At 62.4% G+C, this 16,347-nt stretch carries 15 protein-coding genes; 13 read left to right on the top strand and 2 right to left on the bottom strand.

The window, feature by feature from the left end:
- Positions 1-4 precede the first annotated feature (4 nt).
- Together tssJ and tagH are read right to left on the bottom strand one after the other, a co-directional pair.
- On the bottom strand, positions 5-505 hold the full coding sequence (gene tssJ, locus ACYAS9_RS06225) for a type VI secretion system lipoprotein TssJ (RefSeq protein WP_463567450.1): 501 nt from the start codon (positions 503-505) through the stop codon (positions 5-7).
- A 21-nt stretch (positions 506-526) separates the two neighbouring features.
- Positions 527-1,963 carry a type VI secretion system-associated FHA domain protein TagH gene (gene tagH, locus ACYAS9_RS06220; RefSeq protein WP_463567449.1) on the bottom strand — a complete coding sequence of 479 codons (1,437 nt, stop codon included), beginning with the start codon at positions 1,961-1,963 and terminating at the stop codon, positions 527-529.
- Between the two features lie 391 nt (positions 1,964-2,354).
- Between tagH and tssA the strand changes: the two genes are divergently transcribed.
- From tssA to ACYAS9_RS06155, 13 genes are all read left to right on the top strand, one after another.
- A complete protein-coding gene (gene tssA / locus ACYAS9_RS06215) occupies positions 2,355-3,392 on the top strand; it encodes a type VI secretion system protein TssA (RefSeq protein WP_463567448.1) in 1,038 nt (345 codons plus the stop codon).
- A 68-nt stretch (positions 3,393-3,460) separates the two neighbouring features.
- Positions 3,461-3,976, top strand: coding sequence for a type VI secretion system contractile sheath small subunit (gene tssB / locus ACYAS9_RS06210; RefSeq protein WP_463567447.1), 516 nt, complete (start codon positions 3,461-3,463; stop codon positions 3,974-3,976).
- 15 nt (positions 3,977-3,991) lie between these two features.
- Complete coding sequence (gene tssC / locus ACYAS9_RS06205; RefSeq protein ID WP_459749962.1) at positions 3,992-5,485, top strand: type VI secretion system contractile sheath large subunit; 1,494 nt, start codon at positions 3,992-3,994, stop codon at positions 5,483-5,485.
- A 182-nt stretch (positions 5,486-5,667) separates the two neighbouring features.
- The gene (locus ACYAS9_RS06200; protein ID WP_463567446.1) at positions 5,668-6,156 is read left to right on the top strand and encodes an Hcp family type VI secretion system effector; all 489 of its coding nucleotides are present in this window, start codon (positions 5,668-5,670) and stop codon (positions 6,154-6,156) included.
- An 80-nt stretch (positions 6,157-6,236) separates the two neighbouring features.
- Positions 6,237-6,695 carry a type VI secretion system amidase effector protein Tae4 gene (locus ACYAS9_RS06195; protein WP_463567445.1) on the top strand — a complete coding sequence of 153 codons (459 nt, stop codon included), beginning with the start codon at positions 6,237-6,239 and terminating at the stop codon, positions 6,693-6,695.
- Complete coding sequence (locus ACYAS9_RS06190) at positions 6,692-7,141, top strand: hypothetical protein (protein ID WP_463567444.1); 450 nt, start codon at positions 6,692-6,694, stop codon at positions 7,139-7,141. Before ACYAS9_RS06195 ends, ACYAS9_RS06190 begins: the two co-directional genes overlap by 4 nt.
- Positions 7,142-7,149: 8 nt before the next feature.
- Entirely contained in the window at positions 7,150-7,611 is a 462-nt protein-coding gene (locus ACYAS9_RS06185) for a hypothetical protein (protein ID WP_463567443.1), read from the top strand.
- A gap of 5 nt (positions 7,612-7,616) precedes the next feature.
- Complete coding sequence (gene tssE, locus ACYAS9_RS06180) at positions 7,617-8,120, top strand: type VI secretion system baseplate subunit TssE (RefSeq protein ID WP_463567583.1); 504 nt, start codon at positions 7,617-7,619, stop codon at positions 8,118-8,120.
- Complete coding sequence (gene tssF, locus ACYAS9_RS06175) at positions 8,117-9,973, top strand: type VI secretion system baseplate subunit TssF (protein ID WP_463567442.1); 1,857 nt, start codon at positions 8,117-8,119, stop codon at positions 9,971-9,973. Before tssE ends, tssF begins: the two co-directional genes overlap by 4 nt.
- A 14-nt stretch (positions 9,974-9,987) precedes the next feature.
- Positions 9,988-10,989 carry a type VI secretion system baseplate subunit TssG gene (tssG, locus tag ACYAS9_RS06170; protein WP_463567582.1) on the top strand — a complete coding sequence of 334 codons (1,002 nt, stop codon included), beginning with the start codon at positions 9,988-9,990 and terminating at the stop codon, positions 10,987-10,989.
- Positions 10,982-13,660 carry a type VI secretion system ATPase TssH gene (gene tssH, locus ACYAS9_RS06165; protein WP_463567441.1) on the top strand — a complete coding sequence of 893 codons (2,679 nt, stop codon included), beginning with the start codon at positions 10,982-10,984 and terminating at the stop codon, positions 13,658-13,660. Before tssG ends, tssH begins: the two co-directional genes overlap by 8 nt.
- A gap of 139 nt (positions 13,661-13,799) precedes the next feature.
- The gene (locus ACYAS9_RS06160; protein WP_463567440.1) at positions 13,800-15,728 is read left to right on the top strand and encodes a type VI secretion system Vgr family protein; all 1,929 of its coding nucleotides are present in this window, start codon (positions 13,800-13,802) and stop codon (positions 15,726-15,728) included.
- A gap of 176 nt (positions 15,729-15,904) precedes the next feature.
- Positions 15,905-16,339 carry a DcrB-related protein gene (locus ACYAS9_RS06155; RefSeq protein WP_463567439.1) on the top strand — a complete coding sequence of 145 codons (435 nt, stop codon included), beginning with the start codon at positions 15,905-15,907 and terminating at the stop codon, positions 16,337-16,339.
- Positions 16,340-16,347: the final 8 nt, after the last annotated feature.

The following is a 16,347-nucleotide window of genomic DNA, read 5'->3' as shown; positions in this document are numbered from 1 at the left end:
TTGCCTATTGAGCAGGAAGGGTTACAGGGGTGCTGCGCACAGCCTGCGGGTCGAGTTCGATGCGGTATTCAAGGGCGTTAGCCGACAGCACCGTGCGCCACAGGGCGCGGTCGATTTCGCGGTAGCCGACCACCAGGCCGATCTGCCGCGTCGCCGGGTTCAGCTTGCGTTCCACACGGCGGGTTTCACCGGGACGGATCAGCACTTCGTCCTGATCGATCAGGTCAGGCCCCAAGGCATCGCTTGCGCGTTCGGCCAGGGCAAAGTAGTCGGCGCGGTTAAAGGCGGCCGTGTTTTTCAATTCGAAGATGCGCACGCGCACCGGCGCCGGCTGGCCGCTGGCGCCTGGATTGAGGCCGGCGGCGGCATGAATGTTCAGAATCACCGTGCCGTCTTCAGCAGCGGCCTGGATCGGCTGGGCCTCAGGCGCCTTGCCGGCAGGCGTCGATGAACAAGCGCCCAGCAGCAAGGCCAGGGCGGCAATGGGGGCAACTACACGCAGCATCGCAATTCTCACGGCAGGTTCTCAGGGGCGGCGCAGGCGTTGGCTGTGCGCTTCATAGGCTCGGCTGAATTCGCGGCCGAACAGGTCCTGGAAGTCGTCTTCGGCTTCCTGCGAAATGCGCTGGTACAGCGCGGTGAATTGCTGCCAGTACTGCGCCTGGCGCGTGCCGCCGAACAGGTTCGACAGGCCGCCGGGCTTGCCCATGCGGGTTTCCAGCTCGGCCGGCTCGAAGCGTTTTAGCAGGTGCTTGATCGCCGCCTCGACACCGGCCATGACCGCCAGCTGGTGGGCGCGCAGGTCGTCGAAACTGTCGTTGATCGCCTGCTCGGGGCCCATGAACGCCTGGTTGCCGTGACGCAGCAATAACAGCAGCGCTTCATCGGCGTTGGGGGCGAACTTGAGCGGGTTGTTTTCCACCGGGCGGATCATGGTCTGCTGCATGCGGAACTCGCCCTTGAGGCTGGTGCGCGCACGCAAGACATCGATCAGACCCTCGACCATCAGCCGGTAGCTGCGGCCGATGGCTTCCATCTGCGCCGCGGCCTGGGCCGGGTCGAGGGTCAACTGATCAAGGCCGGCACCGCGCAGGAAGGCTTGCAGCAGGTCCGGATTCTGCGCAACGGCAACGGCGACAGGCTGTGGCTGTGCGACAGGCGCAGGTGGCGGCTCTGCAGGGGCTGGCGGTTCAGGAATCGGTTGTGGTTGTGGCTGCGGCTGTAGTTGTGGCTGTGGCGGTTCTGGTTGCAAGCGAGGCGGCGGCGCGGCGAGTTCGGCCAGCGGGTCCCAGTCATCGGGAATCATCCCGGCGGCGGCAGGCGGCGCTGCAATCGGCGCGGCCGGCGGAACGGGCTTGTCGAGCACCACCGGCGTCGGCGGGCGGAAATCATGCTGACGGGCCGGTACGTGATCGGACTGGGTGGCCGGTGCCACGCTGCCCGGCGTCAGAAAATCGAACAGATCAGGAAAGGTGTCCTGCGCCGAACCGCCCTGCAAGCGGGCCATGCCGGGCGCAGCCGCCGCTGGGATGGCGGGCACGCTGGACGGTGTCTGCCAGTGGCTGTCCTGGCGGCTCATCAGCGCTTCGAAACTGTTTGCCGCTTCGCCCGCCTGAACGCCAGGCTCGGACACTTGCATATTGAAATCGATGCGCACACGAATCTCGTATTCGCCCAGGCGGATAAGTTCACCGTCCTGTAATACTTCACTGTTACCGCGCCGCAAACGAATGCCGGCTTCTACCAGTTCGACGCCGTTAGTGCTGTTGTCGGTCAAATAATAACGACCGTCCTTATATTGAATGACGCAATGACGCGAAGACACCAGTCGTTCGGGATCGGGAAGTACCCAGTCATTATCCGAACTACGGCCAATTGCCATTACGCCTTGTTCCAGTGTCTTTTCAGCGCACTGGCCCGGCGTAATCTTGTGGTAACTGGTGATCGTCAAACACAGCGACATCGTGCCTCCCTGCTATATCGCACTTCATGAATCCCACGGCTGAAAGCCTTGATAACCAAGGCCTGACAGGCTTTTTCCAGAAAAGTTCAAAACTGACGATGCTTGCTGAAAGTCTGAATATCGACAACTTTGCGCGCATGATAATCACGCCCCGGCAAACGATGTCAAAATAACATGCAAGCTGTTAGCTGCGTCACAACTCCCTGAAAGGGCGCCCATCCTAACCTTGACATTGCCCTTTAACTACTCCAAAAATGCACAACTTCCAACACCGCCTAGTGTCACTTTGATGGCCACGTCGCTTTTGATGACCCTGGCACTTAAAAATAGTTCCACAATTTTTCCTACAACCTCGTAGACATCATCTGAATCGATAAGGAGATCACGTTTGATGGATGTCGCACTGTTGCTCAGCGCTGTTTCAGCCAACTTCCCCTGCGGCGAAGACCTGGAATATGACGCCGACTTTCTGCAACTGGAACGTGACGCGCAAGGCAAGCCCGAGCGTGTGATGGGCGATGCCGTGCAGCCTGCCGAGCCGCCGCCCTGGCGTTTGATCGAGCAGTCGGCCAGCGGCCTGCTGCAACGCAGCAAGGACCTGCGCATCACCCATTTTCTGGTGCAGAGCGCGCTGGCCCTGGACGGGGTCGCAGGCCTGGCCAATACCCTCGAACTGATCGACCAGTTGCTGCGCCAGTACTGGGCCGAGCTGTACCCGCTGCTCGATGCCGATGACGACAACGACCCGACCCTGCGCATCAATGCGCTGGCGGGCCTGGCCTGCGATACCAACCTGCGGCTGCTGCGTGAAAGCCCGCTGGTCCGTTCCCGCGCCTTTGGTACCTTGAGCGTGCGCGCCGCCCTGCATGCCGGTGGCCTGCAACACGCCAGCGATGAATCGCTGGGCCTGGATGCCTTCAGCGCCGCCTTGCGCGACAGCGATCCGCAAAGCCTGCAAGACACTCACAACGCGCTGCGCCAGGCCCTGCAACGCGCCACGGCCATCGAAGATTTCGTCAATGAACACGTCGGCTCCGCACAGGGCATTGATCTTGCGCCACTGAAACAGCCGTTGCGCCAGGCGCTGCAAGTGCTCGACGAGCATGCGCCAGTGAGCGATGCGCCTGCCGAGCCGACCCTGGTGCTTGAAGCACACGATGCCGCGCCCGCTCAGGCACAGGCTGTTGCCGCTGTTGCCGCTGTTGCCGCGCCGCGTATCAGCGCCGAGATCAATAGCCGCGACGATGTGCTGCGCAGTCTTGACCGCTTGCTGGCCTATTACGCCCGCCACGAGCCGTCCAGCCCGCTGCCCATGCTGCTGAACCGCGCCAAGGGCCTGGTCAATGCAGATTTCGAGAGCATCGTGCGCAACCTGATTCCCGACGGCATGTCCCAGTTTGAAACCTTGCGCGGCCCGGAGCCTGACTGACCCGCGAAGCGCAACCCGTTACCGGCATTGAGGCCAACACCGTCGCACCAGCGACCAGGAGGAGCAACGTGGCGAAAACCAGTTCGCAGAAATTCATTGCGCGTAACCGTGCGCCTCGCGTGCAGATCGAGTACGACGTGGAACTGTACGGCGCCGAAAAGAAGGTCCAGCTGCCGTTCGTGATGGGCGTGCTGGCCGACCTGACCGGCAAGCCCGCCGAGCCCCTGGCGCCGGTGACCGAGCGCAAGTTTCTGGAAGTCGATGTCGACAACTTCGACTCGCGGCTCAAGGCGATGCAGCCACGGGTGGCCTTTCATGTGCCCAACGAGCTGACCGGCGAAGGCAACCTGAGCCTGGACATCACCTTCGAGAGCATGGACGACTTCAGCCCGGCCGCCGTGGCGCGCAAGGTCGATTCGCTGAACCAGTTGCTCGAGGCGCGTACCCAGCTCGCCAACCTGCTGACCTACATGGACGGCAAGACCGGCGCCGAAGAAATCATTCTGAAAGCCATCAAGGACCCGGCGTTGCTGCAGGCCCTGGCCAGTGCGCCAAAGCCTCAGGACTCCGAGCCCTCCGCTTGATCAGGACCGATCATCATGACCGATTTGCTGCGTGACAATCAGGCCCAGGCGGGCACCGTAGAACAGACCAACGAGTTCGCCTCGCTGCTGCTGCAAGAATTCAAACCCAAGACCGAACGCGCTCGCGAAGCGGTCGAGACCGCGGTGCGTACCCTGGCTGAACAAGCCCTGGCGCAGACCGATCTGGTGTCCAACGACGCGATCAAGTCGATCGAATCGATCATCGCCGCGATCGACGCCAAGCTCACCGCCCAGGTCAACCAGATCATCCACCACCCCGAATTCCAGCAGGTCGAAAGCGCCTGGCGGGGCTTGCACTATCTGGTCAACAACACCGAGACCGACGAGCAACTGAAGATTCGCGTGCTGAACATCTCCAAGCCGGAGCTGCACAAGACCCTGAAGAAGTTCAAGGGCACGGCCTGGGACCAGAGCCCGCTGTTCAAGAAAATGTACGAGGAAGAGTACGGCCAGTTCGGCGGCGAGCCGTATGGCTGCCTGATCGGCGACTACTACTTCGACCAGTCGCCACCGGATGTCGAGCTGCTGGGCGAGCTGTCGAAAGTCTGCGCGGCCATGCACGCGCCGTTCATTTCTGCCGCATCCCCGACGGTGATGGGCATGGGTTCGTGGCAGGAGCTGTCCAACCCGCGCGACCTGACCAAGATCTTCACCACCCCGGAATACGCCGGCTGGCGCTCGCTGCGTGAGTCCGAAGACGCGCGCTACATCGGCCTGACCATGCCGCGCTTCCTGGCGCGCCTGCCATACGGTGCCAAGACCGACCCGGTTGAAGCCTTCGCCTTCGAAGAGAACACCGACGGTGCCGACAGCGCCAAGTACACCTGGGCCAACGCGGCGTACGCGATGGGCGTGAACATCAACCGTTCGTTCAAACACTACGGCTGGTGCTCGCGGATTCGCGGCGTGGAATCGGGTGGCGAGGTGGAAAATCTGCCGGCACACACTTTCCCGACCGACGATGGCGGCGTGGACATGAAGTGCCCGACCGAAATCGCCATCTCCGACCGCCGTGAAGCGGAACTGGCCAAGAACGGCTTCATGCCGCTGCTGCACAAGAAGAACACCGACTTTGCGGCGTTCATCGGTGCCCAGTCGCTGCAAAAGCCTGCCGAATACGATGACCCGGACGCTACCGCCAACGCCAACCTGGCCGCGCGCCTGCCGTACCTGTTCGCCACCTGCCGCTTCGCGCATTACCTCAAGTGCATCGTGCGCGACAAGATCGGCTCGTTCAAAGAGAAGGACGAAATGCAGCGCTGGCTGCAGAACTGGATCCTCAACTATGTCGACGGCGATCCTGCGCACTCCACCGAAACCACCAAGGCCCAGCACCCGCTGGCAGCGGCCGAAGTGGTGGTCGAGGACGTCGAAGGCAACCCGGGCTACTACACCTCGAAGTTCTTCCTGCGCCCGCATTACCAGCTTGAAGGACTGACCGTGTCGCTGCGTCTGGTATCCAAATTGCCCTCGGCAAAAGGCGCCTGACCGCTAAACGACGTATGGAACAAACCCCGTAGGAGCGAGCGTGTAGCTCGCGAAGAGGCCAGTAAAAACAAACCCTCTGCGGTGAGTGTGCCGCAGCATTCGCGAGCTTGCGCTCGCTCCTACGGGTCCGGGTTTCAGTCGCATACACCACTCAGTGGCCCCACGCCACCTCAGGAGAAAACATGGCTGTCGATATCTTCATCAAGATCGGTGACATCAAGGGCGAGTCGGTAGACAAGACCCACAAGGACGAGATCGAAGTGCTGAACTGGAGCTGGGGCATGTCCCAGTCCGGCAACATGCACATGGGCACCGGTGGCGGTGCTGGCAAGGTCAATATCCAGGACCTGTCGCTGACCAAGTTCGTCGACAAGGCGACCCCCAACCTGATGATGCATTGCTCCAACGGCAAGCACATCGACAAGGTCACCCTGACCGTGCGCAAGGCCGGTGGCGACAATCAGGTCGAGTACCTGATCATCAACCTCGAAGAAGTGCTGGTCACCTCGCTGAGCACCGGCGGTTCGGGCAACGATGATCGCCTGATCGAAAACGTGACCCTGAACTTCGCCCAGGTCACGGTCGATTACCAACCGCAGAAAGCCGACGGCAGCAAGGAAGGCGGCCCGATCAAGTACGGCTGGAACATCCGCTCCAATACCAAACGCTGAGTGTTGGCGCCCCCGGCCGCACAGGCCGGGGGTAATTGGCATCAGGATGCCTGCGCGGCAGGCGGTAAGGAGACACAAAGATGGCCAAACCTTCGTTTATCAATTTGTGGAATGAATACCTCAAGATCTGGGCCGAGCACCCTGACGGAAAAATCTGTGACGGTCCGTGGGCGAACCAATGTGCCCTGCGCATGAGCTACACGCTCAATGCTGACAAGACCATCAAGGTCAACAAATCCACCTATACCGAACCCAAATGCGCGCATGACCACGCTCGTGGCGCAGAGTCGCTGGCCAACTGGCTGTGGAAACATCACCTCGGCCGCCCGCTCATTCTCGGTGGTACTGCACAAGATCGCCTCAAGCTGGCCGACAAGACCGGGCTGATATTTTTCAAGGACTGCTTCCAACAGGCAGGACAAGCGCTGGATGCGCGCACCGGTGACCACATCGATCTATGGAAGCGTGGCATCACAGCAGGCCGTTATGCCGATCCAAGGCACATGGCCAAACAGATCTGGTTCTGGGAGTTGCCATGAACAAGCACCTGCGAACCTCTGTAGCGCTGGGCAGCATGCTGGTAAGCCTGTGCGCCTGCGCCGAAACCTCGCAGCCTTCGACCGCGCCAGCCAGTTTCCCGGAACAGGTGAACCTGGCGGGTCAGACATTCCAGCTGGAAAACGATCAGCAACAGTGTGTACTGCGCAAACCTGATCGCAGCACCCTGCCACTGGACATGCCCTGGCCCTGTCATTTCAGCATCGGCAAAGCGGGACAGGCGCATGTCGAGACCTTTCAGAATGTGCCTATCGTCATGGTGCTGCACGTGACGCCGACAGCCGATAATCCGCTGGAATGCCGCTCGCAATACAAGGCCATACGCCTGATCAAGGGGCAGTTGGAGCCCTCGGTCATGGCCGAGAGCGCAAGTTGCCTGCGAAGTGTCGGTGATCAGAAAGACTACACTGCCATGTTCGATTGGTAAGCCTGACCATGACCAACATGACCCCGCGCCAGCGTTCGCAGCCTTCCCTGATCATTTGGCTTGCTGCCTGCCTGATGACATTTGACGCACAGGCCGCACAACCTGAAAGAACGGCCACAGGTTTGACCCAAGCCCGGCTCGCAGACCAGACAATCAGTTTGAGCAATCAGCAAGGACGTTGCACCCTTACTCACGCCGACAATGTAGCTGTGACGCTGGATATGAAGTGGCCTTGTCGCTTCAGTGAAGACCTACAGAAAAAAGTGCGAATAGAGGATTACCGCAAGGCGCTGGTCGTTATGGTCGAACGCAGCGAACCGCTGCCGGCACCGAGCCAAGATTGCGCAACCGACCTTCAATCGGTTCGACTGTACAAAGGGAAACTTGAGATTTCCCCTGTCAGTCGAGTTGCCGGATGCGGTCCTGCTCACTGGGATCAGAAAGCCTTGATCTGGAATTTCGACTGGTGACCAACATGACCCCGCGCGAGCGGCTGCAGCCTTCCCTGCTCGACCGCCTGACCGACGACGACCCCGGCAATCTTCAGGAAAGCGCCGACAAGCGCGTGCTGTCGCTGAACCAGCTCAAGGCGTCTGTGTTGCGCGACCTGACCTGGCTGCTCAACACCACCTCCTTGCTGGACGCCGATGCCACGCTGCACACGCCAGCCGGTACGTCGGTGGTCAATTACGGCCTGCCGGCGCTGGCCGGCAGCAGTGTGTCGGGGATCGATATCGCGGTGCTCGAAAGCCTTATCCATCGGGCGATCACTACCTTCGAGCCGCGCCTGCTGGCGCACACCGTGCGGGTTCGTGCGCATGTGGGGCATGAGCAAATGAACCATAACGCGCTGAGTTTCGAGATTCAGGGCGACTTGTGGGCGCAGCCGGTGGCGTTGCCGCTGTTGCTGCGCACCGAGCTGGACCTTGAGTCGGGGCATGTAAAGGTGCTGCCGGCCGAACAACGGAGACGTGCATGAATCCGCGCCTGCTCGGGCTGTATAACCAGGAGTTACAGCACATCCGCGAGAGCGCTCAGGAGTTTGCCCGCGAGTACCCGAAAATCGCCGGGCGCCTGACGCTGTCGGGGCTCGATTGCGCCGACCCGTATGTCGAGCGCCTGCTGGAAGGCTTCGCTTACCTGACCGCCCGCGTGCAGCTCAAGCTGGAAGCCGAATACCCGACCTTCACCCATAACCTGCTGGAGGTCGCCTACCCGCACTACCTGGCGCCCACGCCGTCGATGACCGTGGTGCAGATGCAGGCCGACCCGGACGAAGGCTCGCTGGCCGACGGCTTTCCGTTGCCACGCGGTAGCGTGCTGCGCGCAGCGTTAGGCCGCGACTCGCAGACCTCGTGCGAATACCGCAGCACCCAGGACGTCACGTTGTGGCCGGTGCAAGTCAGCCAGGCCGAGTATTTCGGCAACCCGGCCACCGTGCTCGGGCGCCTGGCGGCCAGCGAACCCAAGGCCAAGGCGGCGCTGCGCCTCACCCTGCGCACCGGCGCCGAGTTGCCGTTCAACAGCCTGGCACTGAGCAACTTGCCGCTGTACCTCAATGGCGCGGACGAACTGCCGTATCGGCTTTACGAGCAATTGCTGGCCAATACCTGCGCGGTGTTTGCCCGCCAGCCGGGCAGCGACTGGGTCGAGCGCCTGCCGGTCGAGGCATTGCGCCCGTGCGGCTTCGATGACCGCGAAGCGGCGTTGCCCGTGGTGCCGCAGGCGTTTCAGGGCTATCGCCTGTTGCAGGAATACTTCGCCTTGCCGCAGCGTTTTCTGTTCGTCGATTTCAGCGGCCTGGAGCGCGCCGTCAGCCGTTGCAACGGCCAGGAACTGGAGCTGATCGTGCTGCTGGAGCGCTTCGACCAGAGCCTGGAAAACAGCGTTGGCCCTGAGCAGTTCGTGCCCTACTGCACGCCGGCGATCAATCTGTTTCCCAAGCGCCTGGACCGCATTCATTTGTCTGACCGGGTGCATGAGCACCATGCGATTGCCGACCGTACCCGGCCGATGGATTTCGAGATTCATTCGCTGACCGGCGTCACCGGTTTCGGCACCGGCGCCGACCAGCCGTTTTTGCCGTTCTATGCGGTGCGCGAGCCGTCGCGCTATGGCCGCGACAAGGCCTATTACAGCCTGCGCCGCGAGCCGCGCGTGCTATCCAGCGAACAGCGGCGCAGCGGCACGCGCTCGACTTATGTGGGCAGCGAAACCTTTATCAGCCTGGTCGACAGCCAGCAGGCGCCGTATGGCCATGACCTGCGCCAGCTGGGCCTGACCGCCTTGTGCACCAACCGTGACCTGCCGCTGTTCATGCGCCTGGGCGGCGGCAGCGATTTCACCCTCGCCGACAGCGCGCCGGTGCAGAGCATTCGTTGCCTGGCCGGTCCCAGCCGCCCGCGCGCCAGCCATGCCCACGACAACAAGGCCTGGCGGCTGATCAGCCAGCTGTCGCTCAACTACCTGTCGCTCAGCGAACAAGGCCAGGGCGCCGCGGCCCTGCGCGAGCTGCTGCGTTTGTATGGCGACGATCAGGATGCCGCGCTGCAATTGCAGATCGAGGGCCTGCGCGAAGTCAGCAGCAAACCGTGCACGCGACGGCTGCCGATGCCCGGCCCGATCGTCTTCGGGCGCGGCCTGGAAATCACCCTGGAGTTCGATGAAAACGCCTTTCGCGGCAGCGGCGTGTTTCTGCTCGGCGCCGTGTTCGAGCGCTTCCTGAGCCGCTATGTGTCGATCAACAGCTTTACCGAAACCGTCCTGCGCAGCACCGAACGGGGCGAGATCATGCGCTTCAAAGCTCAACCCGGCCGGCGTCCGACCCTGTGAGTACGCTCGACGACATGCACACGCAGCCCTGGGAGTACGACTTCTTCCAGGCCCTGCGGCGTATCGAATGCGAGAACCCCGACCTGCCGCGCTTCGGCCATTCGCTGCGCCTGAGCGACGACCCGGTGCGCCTCGGCCAGCGTCAGGACAGCGCCTTTGCGCCCTCGACCCTGGCCAGCGTAACGCCGGGCGACGACGACACGGCGGCGCGTCTTGAGCAGTTGTTTTTCGGCCTTGGCGGACCCAACGGGCCGCTGCCGCTGCACCTGACCGAGTACGTGCGCGAGCGCCAGCGCAACCACGCCGACGGCACCAGCAAGCGCTTTCTGGATGTGTTCCACCACCGCTTGCTCAGCCTGTTTTATCGCGCCTGGGCCGAAGCACGGCCGACCGTCAGCCATGACCGCACAGGCGACGATTACTGGTCCGGGCGCCTCGCCGCCCTGTGTGGCCGTGGCCTGCCCGGACAGCTGGATCAGGGCGAGCTGCCGGGCACCGCCAAATTGCATTACAGCGGTCATCTGGCGGCGCAGACCCGTTATCCCGATGGCCTGAAAGCGATTCTGGGCGAGTACTTCGGCCTGCCGGTACACATCGAGGAATACGTCGGCCAGTGGCTGGAATTGCCCGAGCGCAGCCGCGTCGGAGTCAGTGCCAACCGGCTCGGCGTCGACCTGTGCCTGGGCAGCCATGTCTGGGACCGCCAGCACAAATTCCGCATTCGCCTGGGACCGCTGAAGCTCGACGAATACATGGGCATGTTGCCCGACGGCCAGCCATTTCGTGAGCTGGTGGCCTGGGTCGCCGAGTACCTGGGCCACGAGCTGGACTGGGACCTGAACCTGGTGCTGGAACAGCCGCAGGTGCCGCGCCTGCAACTCAACGGCCGCCAGCGCCTGGGCTTCAACACCTGGCTGGGCCAGCGCGACACCGATGCCGACGAGCTGATTCTGGCTCGGCATTATGCCGAGCAAGCCGGTTCGACACACACTTCAAGGAGCCAGTTAAATGAGTGAAATCAGTCGTGCCGCGTTGTTCGGCAAACTCAACAGCGTGGCCTACAAGGCTATCGAAGCGGCCACGGTGTTCTGCAAGCTGCGCGGCAATCCGTATGTCGAACTGGCGCACTGGCTGCACCAGTTGCTGCAACTTCAGGACTCGGACCTGCACCGCATCATCCGCCAGTTCAACGTCGAGCCTGCACGCCTGGCCGGTGACCTGACCGAGGCGCTGGACCGCCTGCCGCGCGGCTCGACCTCGATCACCGACCTGTCGTCGCACGTCGAAGAGGCGGTAGAACGCGGCTGGGTCTACGGCAGCCTGATGTTCGGCGAAAACCAGGTGCGCACCGGCTATCTGCTGATCGGCATTCTCAAGACCCCGAGCCTGCGCAATGCCCTGCTCGGCCTGTCGGCGGAGTTCGGCAAACTCAAGATTGAAAGCCTGACCGAGCGCTTCGACGAGTACGTCGGTGACTCGCCGGAAAACGCCCTGCACGCCACCGACGGTTTCAGCGCCGGCGTGCCCGGTGAAGCCAGCGGCGCCATTGCGCCCAGCGCACTGGGCAAGCAGGAAGCGCTGAACAAATTCACCATCGACCTGACCGCCCAGGCGCGCAACGGCGAGCTCGACCCGATTGTCGGCCGCGACGAAGAGATCCGCCAGCTGGTGGATATCCTCATGCGCCGCCGGCAGAACAACCCGATCCTCACCGGTGAGGCCGGGGTCGGCAAGACCGCAGTGGTCGAAGGTTTTGCCCTGCGCATCGTCGCCGGCGATGTGCCGCCGGCGCTCAAGGACGTCGAACTGCGCAGCCTCGATGTCGGCCTGTTGCAGGCCGGCGCGAGCATGAAAGGCGAGTTCGAGCAGCGCCTGCGCCAGGTCATCGAAGACGTTCAGGCCTCGCCCAAACCGATCATCCTGTTTATCGACGAAGCCCACACGCTGGTCGGTGCTGGCGGCGCGGCGGGCACCGGTGACGCGGCCAACCTGCTGAAGCCGGCACTGGCACGCGGCAGCCTGCGCACTGTCGCGGCGACCACCTGGGCCGAGTACAAGAAACACATCGAGAAAGACCCGGCACTGACCCGGCGCTTTCAGGTGGTGCAGGTCGATGAGCCCTCCGAAGACAAGGCGCTGCTGATGATGCGCGGCGTGGCCTCGACCATGGAACAGCACCATCAGGTGCAGATTCTCGACGAGGCGCTGGAAGCCTCGGTGAAACTGTCGCACCGCTATATTCCGGCGCGGCAGTTGCCGGACAAATCCGTCAGCCTGCTCGACACCGCCTGCGCGCGGGTTGCTATCAGCCTGCACGCGGTGCCGGCCGAAGTCGACGACAGCCGCCGGCGCATCGAAGCGCTGCAAACCGAGTTGCAGATCATCGCCCGCGAACACGCCATCGGCGTACACACCGGCACCCGCCAGGGCAGTGCGCAGGCACTGCTGGACACCGAACAGGAGCGCCTGACCGGGCTGGAAGTGCGCTGGGCCGATGAAAAGGCACTGGTCGACGAGCTGCTCAAACTGCGCGCGCAATTGCGTGAAAGCGTCGGCGTGGTGGACAGCGACATTGATGACAGCAGTGCCCACGAACTGCGTATCCGCCTGGTCGAATTGCAACAACAACTGAGCGAGCTGCAAGGCGAAACGCCGCTGATCCTGCCGACCGTGGACTACCAGGCGGTGGCCTCGGTGGTCGCCGACTGGACCGGTATTCCGGTCGGGCGCATGGCGCGCAACGAGCTGGAAACCGTGCTCAACCTCGACCGGCATTTGAGCAAGCGCATCATCGGTCAGGACCACGCGCTGAAGATGATCGCCAAGCGCATTCAGACCTCGCGCGCCGGCCTCGATAACCCGAGCAAGCCGATCGGTGTGTTCATGCTCGCCGGCACCTCGGGCGTCGGCAAGACCGAAACCGCGCTGGCACTGGCCGAGGCGATGTATGGCGGCGAGCAGAACGTCATCACCATCAACATGAGCGAGTTCCAGGAAGCGCACACCGTCTCGACCCTCAAGGGCGCGCCACCGGGCTATGTCGGCTACGGCGAAGGCGGCGTGCTGACCGAAGCGGTGCGGCGCAAACCGTACAGCGTGGTGCTGCTGGATGAGGTCGAAAAAGCCCACCCGGATGTGCACGAGATGTTCTTCCAGGTGTTCGACAAGGGCGTGATGGAAGACGGCGAAGGCCGGGTGATCGACTTCAAGAACACCCTGATCCTGCTGACCACCAACGCCGGCACCGACCTGATCGCGCACCTGTGCCGGGACGCGCACAACGTGCCGGACCCGGACGAGATCGCCAAGGCCCTGCGCCAGCCGCTGCTGGAAATCTTCCCGCCGGCGCTGCTCGGCCGCCTGGTGACCATCCCGTATTACCCGCTGAGCGACAGCATGCTCAAGGCCATTACCGAGTTGCAACTGGGCCGGATCAAGAAGCGTGTCGAGAGCACCCACAAAGTGCCGTTCGAATACGACGCCGAAGTCATCGATCTGATCGTCTCGCGCTGCACCGAAACCGAAAGCGGTGGTCGGATGATCGATGCGATCCTGACCAACACCTTGCTGCCGGACATGAGCCGCGAATTCCTCACCCGCATGCTCGACGGCAAGCCGCTGGCGGGCGTGAAGATCAGCCAGCGCGACGGACAGTTCCAATATGAATTCGGCGATGCACCGACATGACCCCCCGTAGGAGCGCGCTTGCCCCGCGACCGAGTGCGCGAGCACTCGCAAAATTTCGGAAACGCCACAAATTTACGACTGCTAACGCAGCCGGTCGCGGGCAAGCGCGCTCCTACTGTTCTGTACGACGAGATAACCCATGAATTTCCAGCAACTCACTCGCATGGCGCAAATCACCAGCCCTTTGGGGCCGGATGTGTTGTTGCTCAAGGATATGGGCGGCGGCGATGAGCTGGGCCGGTTGTTCAACTATGAACTGCAACTGACGTCCACCGACGGCGCGCTGGACCTTAACCAGTTGCTGGGCAAGCCCATGTGCCTGTCGCTGCAACTGGCCGGCGGCGGGCAGCGGCATTTTCACGGCATCGTCGCGCGCTGCAGCCAGAACGTCGACCGTGGCCAGTTCGCCAGTTATCAGGTGACCTTGCGGCCCTGGCTGTGGCTGCTCAGCCGCACCTCGGACTGCCGGATCTTTCAGCACCAGACCGTGCCGCAGATCATCAAGCAGGTGTTTCGCGACCTGGGTTTTTCCGATTTCGAAGACGCATTGAGCCGTCCTTATCGGGAGTGGGAATACTGCGTGCAGTACCGTGAAAGCAGCCTGGATTTTGTCAGCCGGCTGATGGAACACGAAGGCATCTATTATTTTTTCCGCCACGAAAAGGACCGCCATGTGCTGGTGCTGGCCGATGCCTACGGCGCGCACCAGACCGCGCCGGGTTACGAGTCGGTGCCGTATTACCCGCCCGATGGCCAGCACCGCGAGCGCGATCATTTCAATGACTGGCGCCTGGCGCAGGAAGTGCAGCCAGGCTCGCTGGAACTGAACGACTACGACTTTCAGCGCCCCAGTGCGCGCATGGAAGTGCGATCGAGCATGCCGCGCCCGCACACCGCAGGCGATTACCCGCTGTATGACTATCCCGGCGCCTATGAGCAGAATCAGGACGGCGAGCATTACGCCCGCACCCGCCTGGAAGCCCTGCAAAGCCTGCATGAACGGGTCGAGCTGAGCGGCAACGCACGCGGGCTGTGCGCCGGCAATCTGTTCAGCCTGACCGGCTTTGGTCGTCAGGATCAGAACCGCGAATACCTGATCGTTGCCGCACGCTATTACGTGGCCCAGGAAAGCCTGGAAACCGGCGGTGGCGGCGGTGTGCAGTTCGAGGCCGGGCTGACCTGCATCGACGCCCAGCAAAGCTTCAAGCCGCTGGCCAGCACCACCAAGCCGCTGGTTCAGGGACCGCAAACCGCGCGTGTGGTGGGCCCTGCCGGCGAGGAGATCTGGACCGATCAATATGGCCGGGTGAAGGTGCATTTCTATTGGGACCGGCATGACCAGTCCAACGAAAACAGCTCGTGCTGGATTCGCGTGTCGCAGTCGTGGGCCGGCAAGAACTGGGGCTCGATGCAGGTGCCGCGCATCGGTCAGGAAGTGATCGTCAGCTTTCTTGAAGGTGATCCCGACCGGCCGATCATCACCGGTCGCGTGTATAACGCCGAGCAGACCGTGCCTTACGACCTGCCGGCCAATGCAACGCAAAGCGGCATGAAAAGCCGTTCGAGCAAGGGCGGCACGCCAGCCAACTTCAATGAAATCCGCATGGAGGACAAGAAGGGTCAGGAGCAGCTGTACATCCATGCCGAGCGTAACCAGGACATCGTCGTCGAGAACGACGAAAGCCATTCGGTCGGGCAGAACCGCACCAAGGTCATCGGCGTCACCGAAACCGTGACCATCGGCATGGACCGGGTGCGCGCGGTCAACCACGACGACCTGCTGCTGGTGGGCAATACCAAGACCGATGCCATCAGCCGCAGCTACCTGATCGAGGTGGGCGAAAACCTGCGCCTGGTGTGCGGCAAGAGCGTGCTGGAACTCAACGCCAGCGGGCAGATCAACCTGACCGGGGTGAATATCAATATCTACGCCAGCGGCACCGCGCAGATCAACACCGGCGAAATCCTGCATTTGAACAACGGTAGCGGCTCGGGCACCGAACCCAAGGGCCAGGGCGTGAAAGGCGAGATCGATGCGGCGGTGCAGCAGATATTTCCCAAGCAGTAATCCGCGCAGCACCACAGACCTGTAGGAGCCCGCTTGCCGGCGACCGGCTGCGTTAGCAGTCGTAAATTTTCAGCGTGTCCAAAATTTTGCGAGCGCTAGCGCACTCGGTCGCGGGCAGAGCGCGCTCCTACCGGGGGGGAAGTCTCCAGTGTGTTCTACTTATACGGAATCGTTTTATGACTTACCGCCTCAATGAGTTCAGTTTTACCCTGCCCGATCCTCAGGTGCAGGACGCCAGTATCAATATCCTCAAGTTCGGCGACCTGGGCACTTCGCTGATTGTCAGCCGCAGTGTGCTGGGCGATGCAGAAACCCTGCACAGCAACTTCAACACGCAACTGGAGCGGCTGGGCCAGCAGGTTCAGGACTTGCGCCACGAGCCGTTGCAGACGCTGCACGTCGGCGTGAATCAGGAGGTCGAGGCCATCGAGCTGCGCAGTCAGTTCAGCAAGGGCAACGAGAAAATCTGGCAGTACCAGCTGGCGCTGGTGCTGCCGGGTACGCGGCGCATGCTGGCGCTCAGTTACGTCAAGGCACAGCCGCTGGGCGCTGCAGAAGCGGCGCATTGGGCGAGCATCAAGCAGTCGCTGAATTTCGATACCCGCGCCTGAGCCGCCTG

Source organism: Pseudomonas sp. HP_08 (assembly GCF_055284095.1).
Note: the sequence above shows the minus strand (reverse complement) of the source record. Positions and strands in the feature narration are given on the sequence as shown.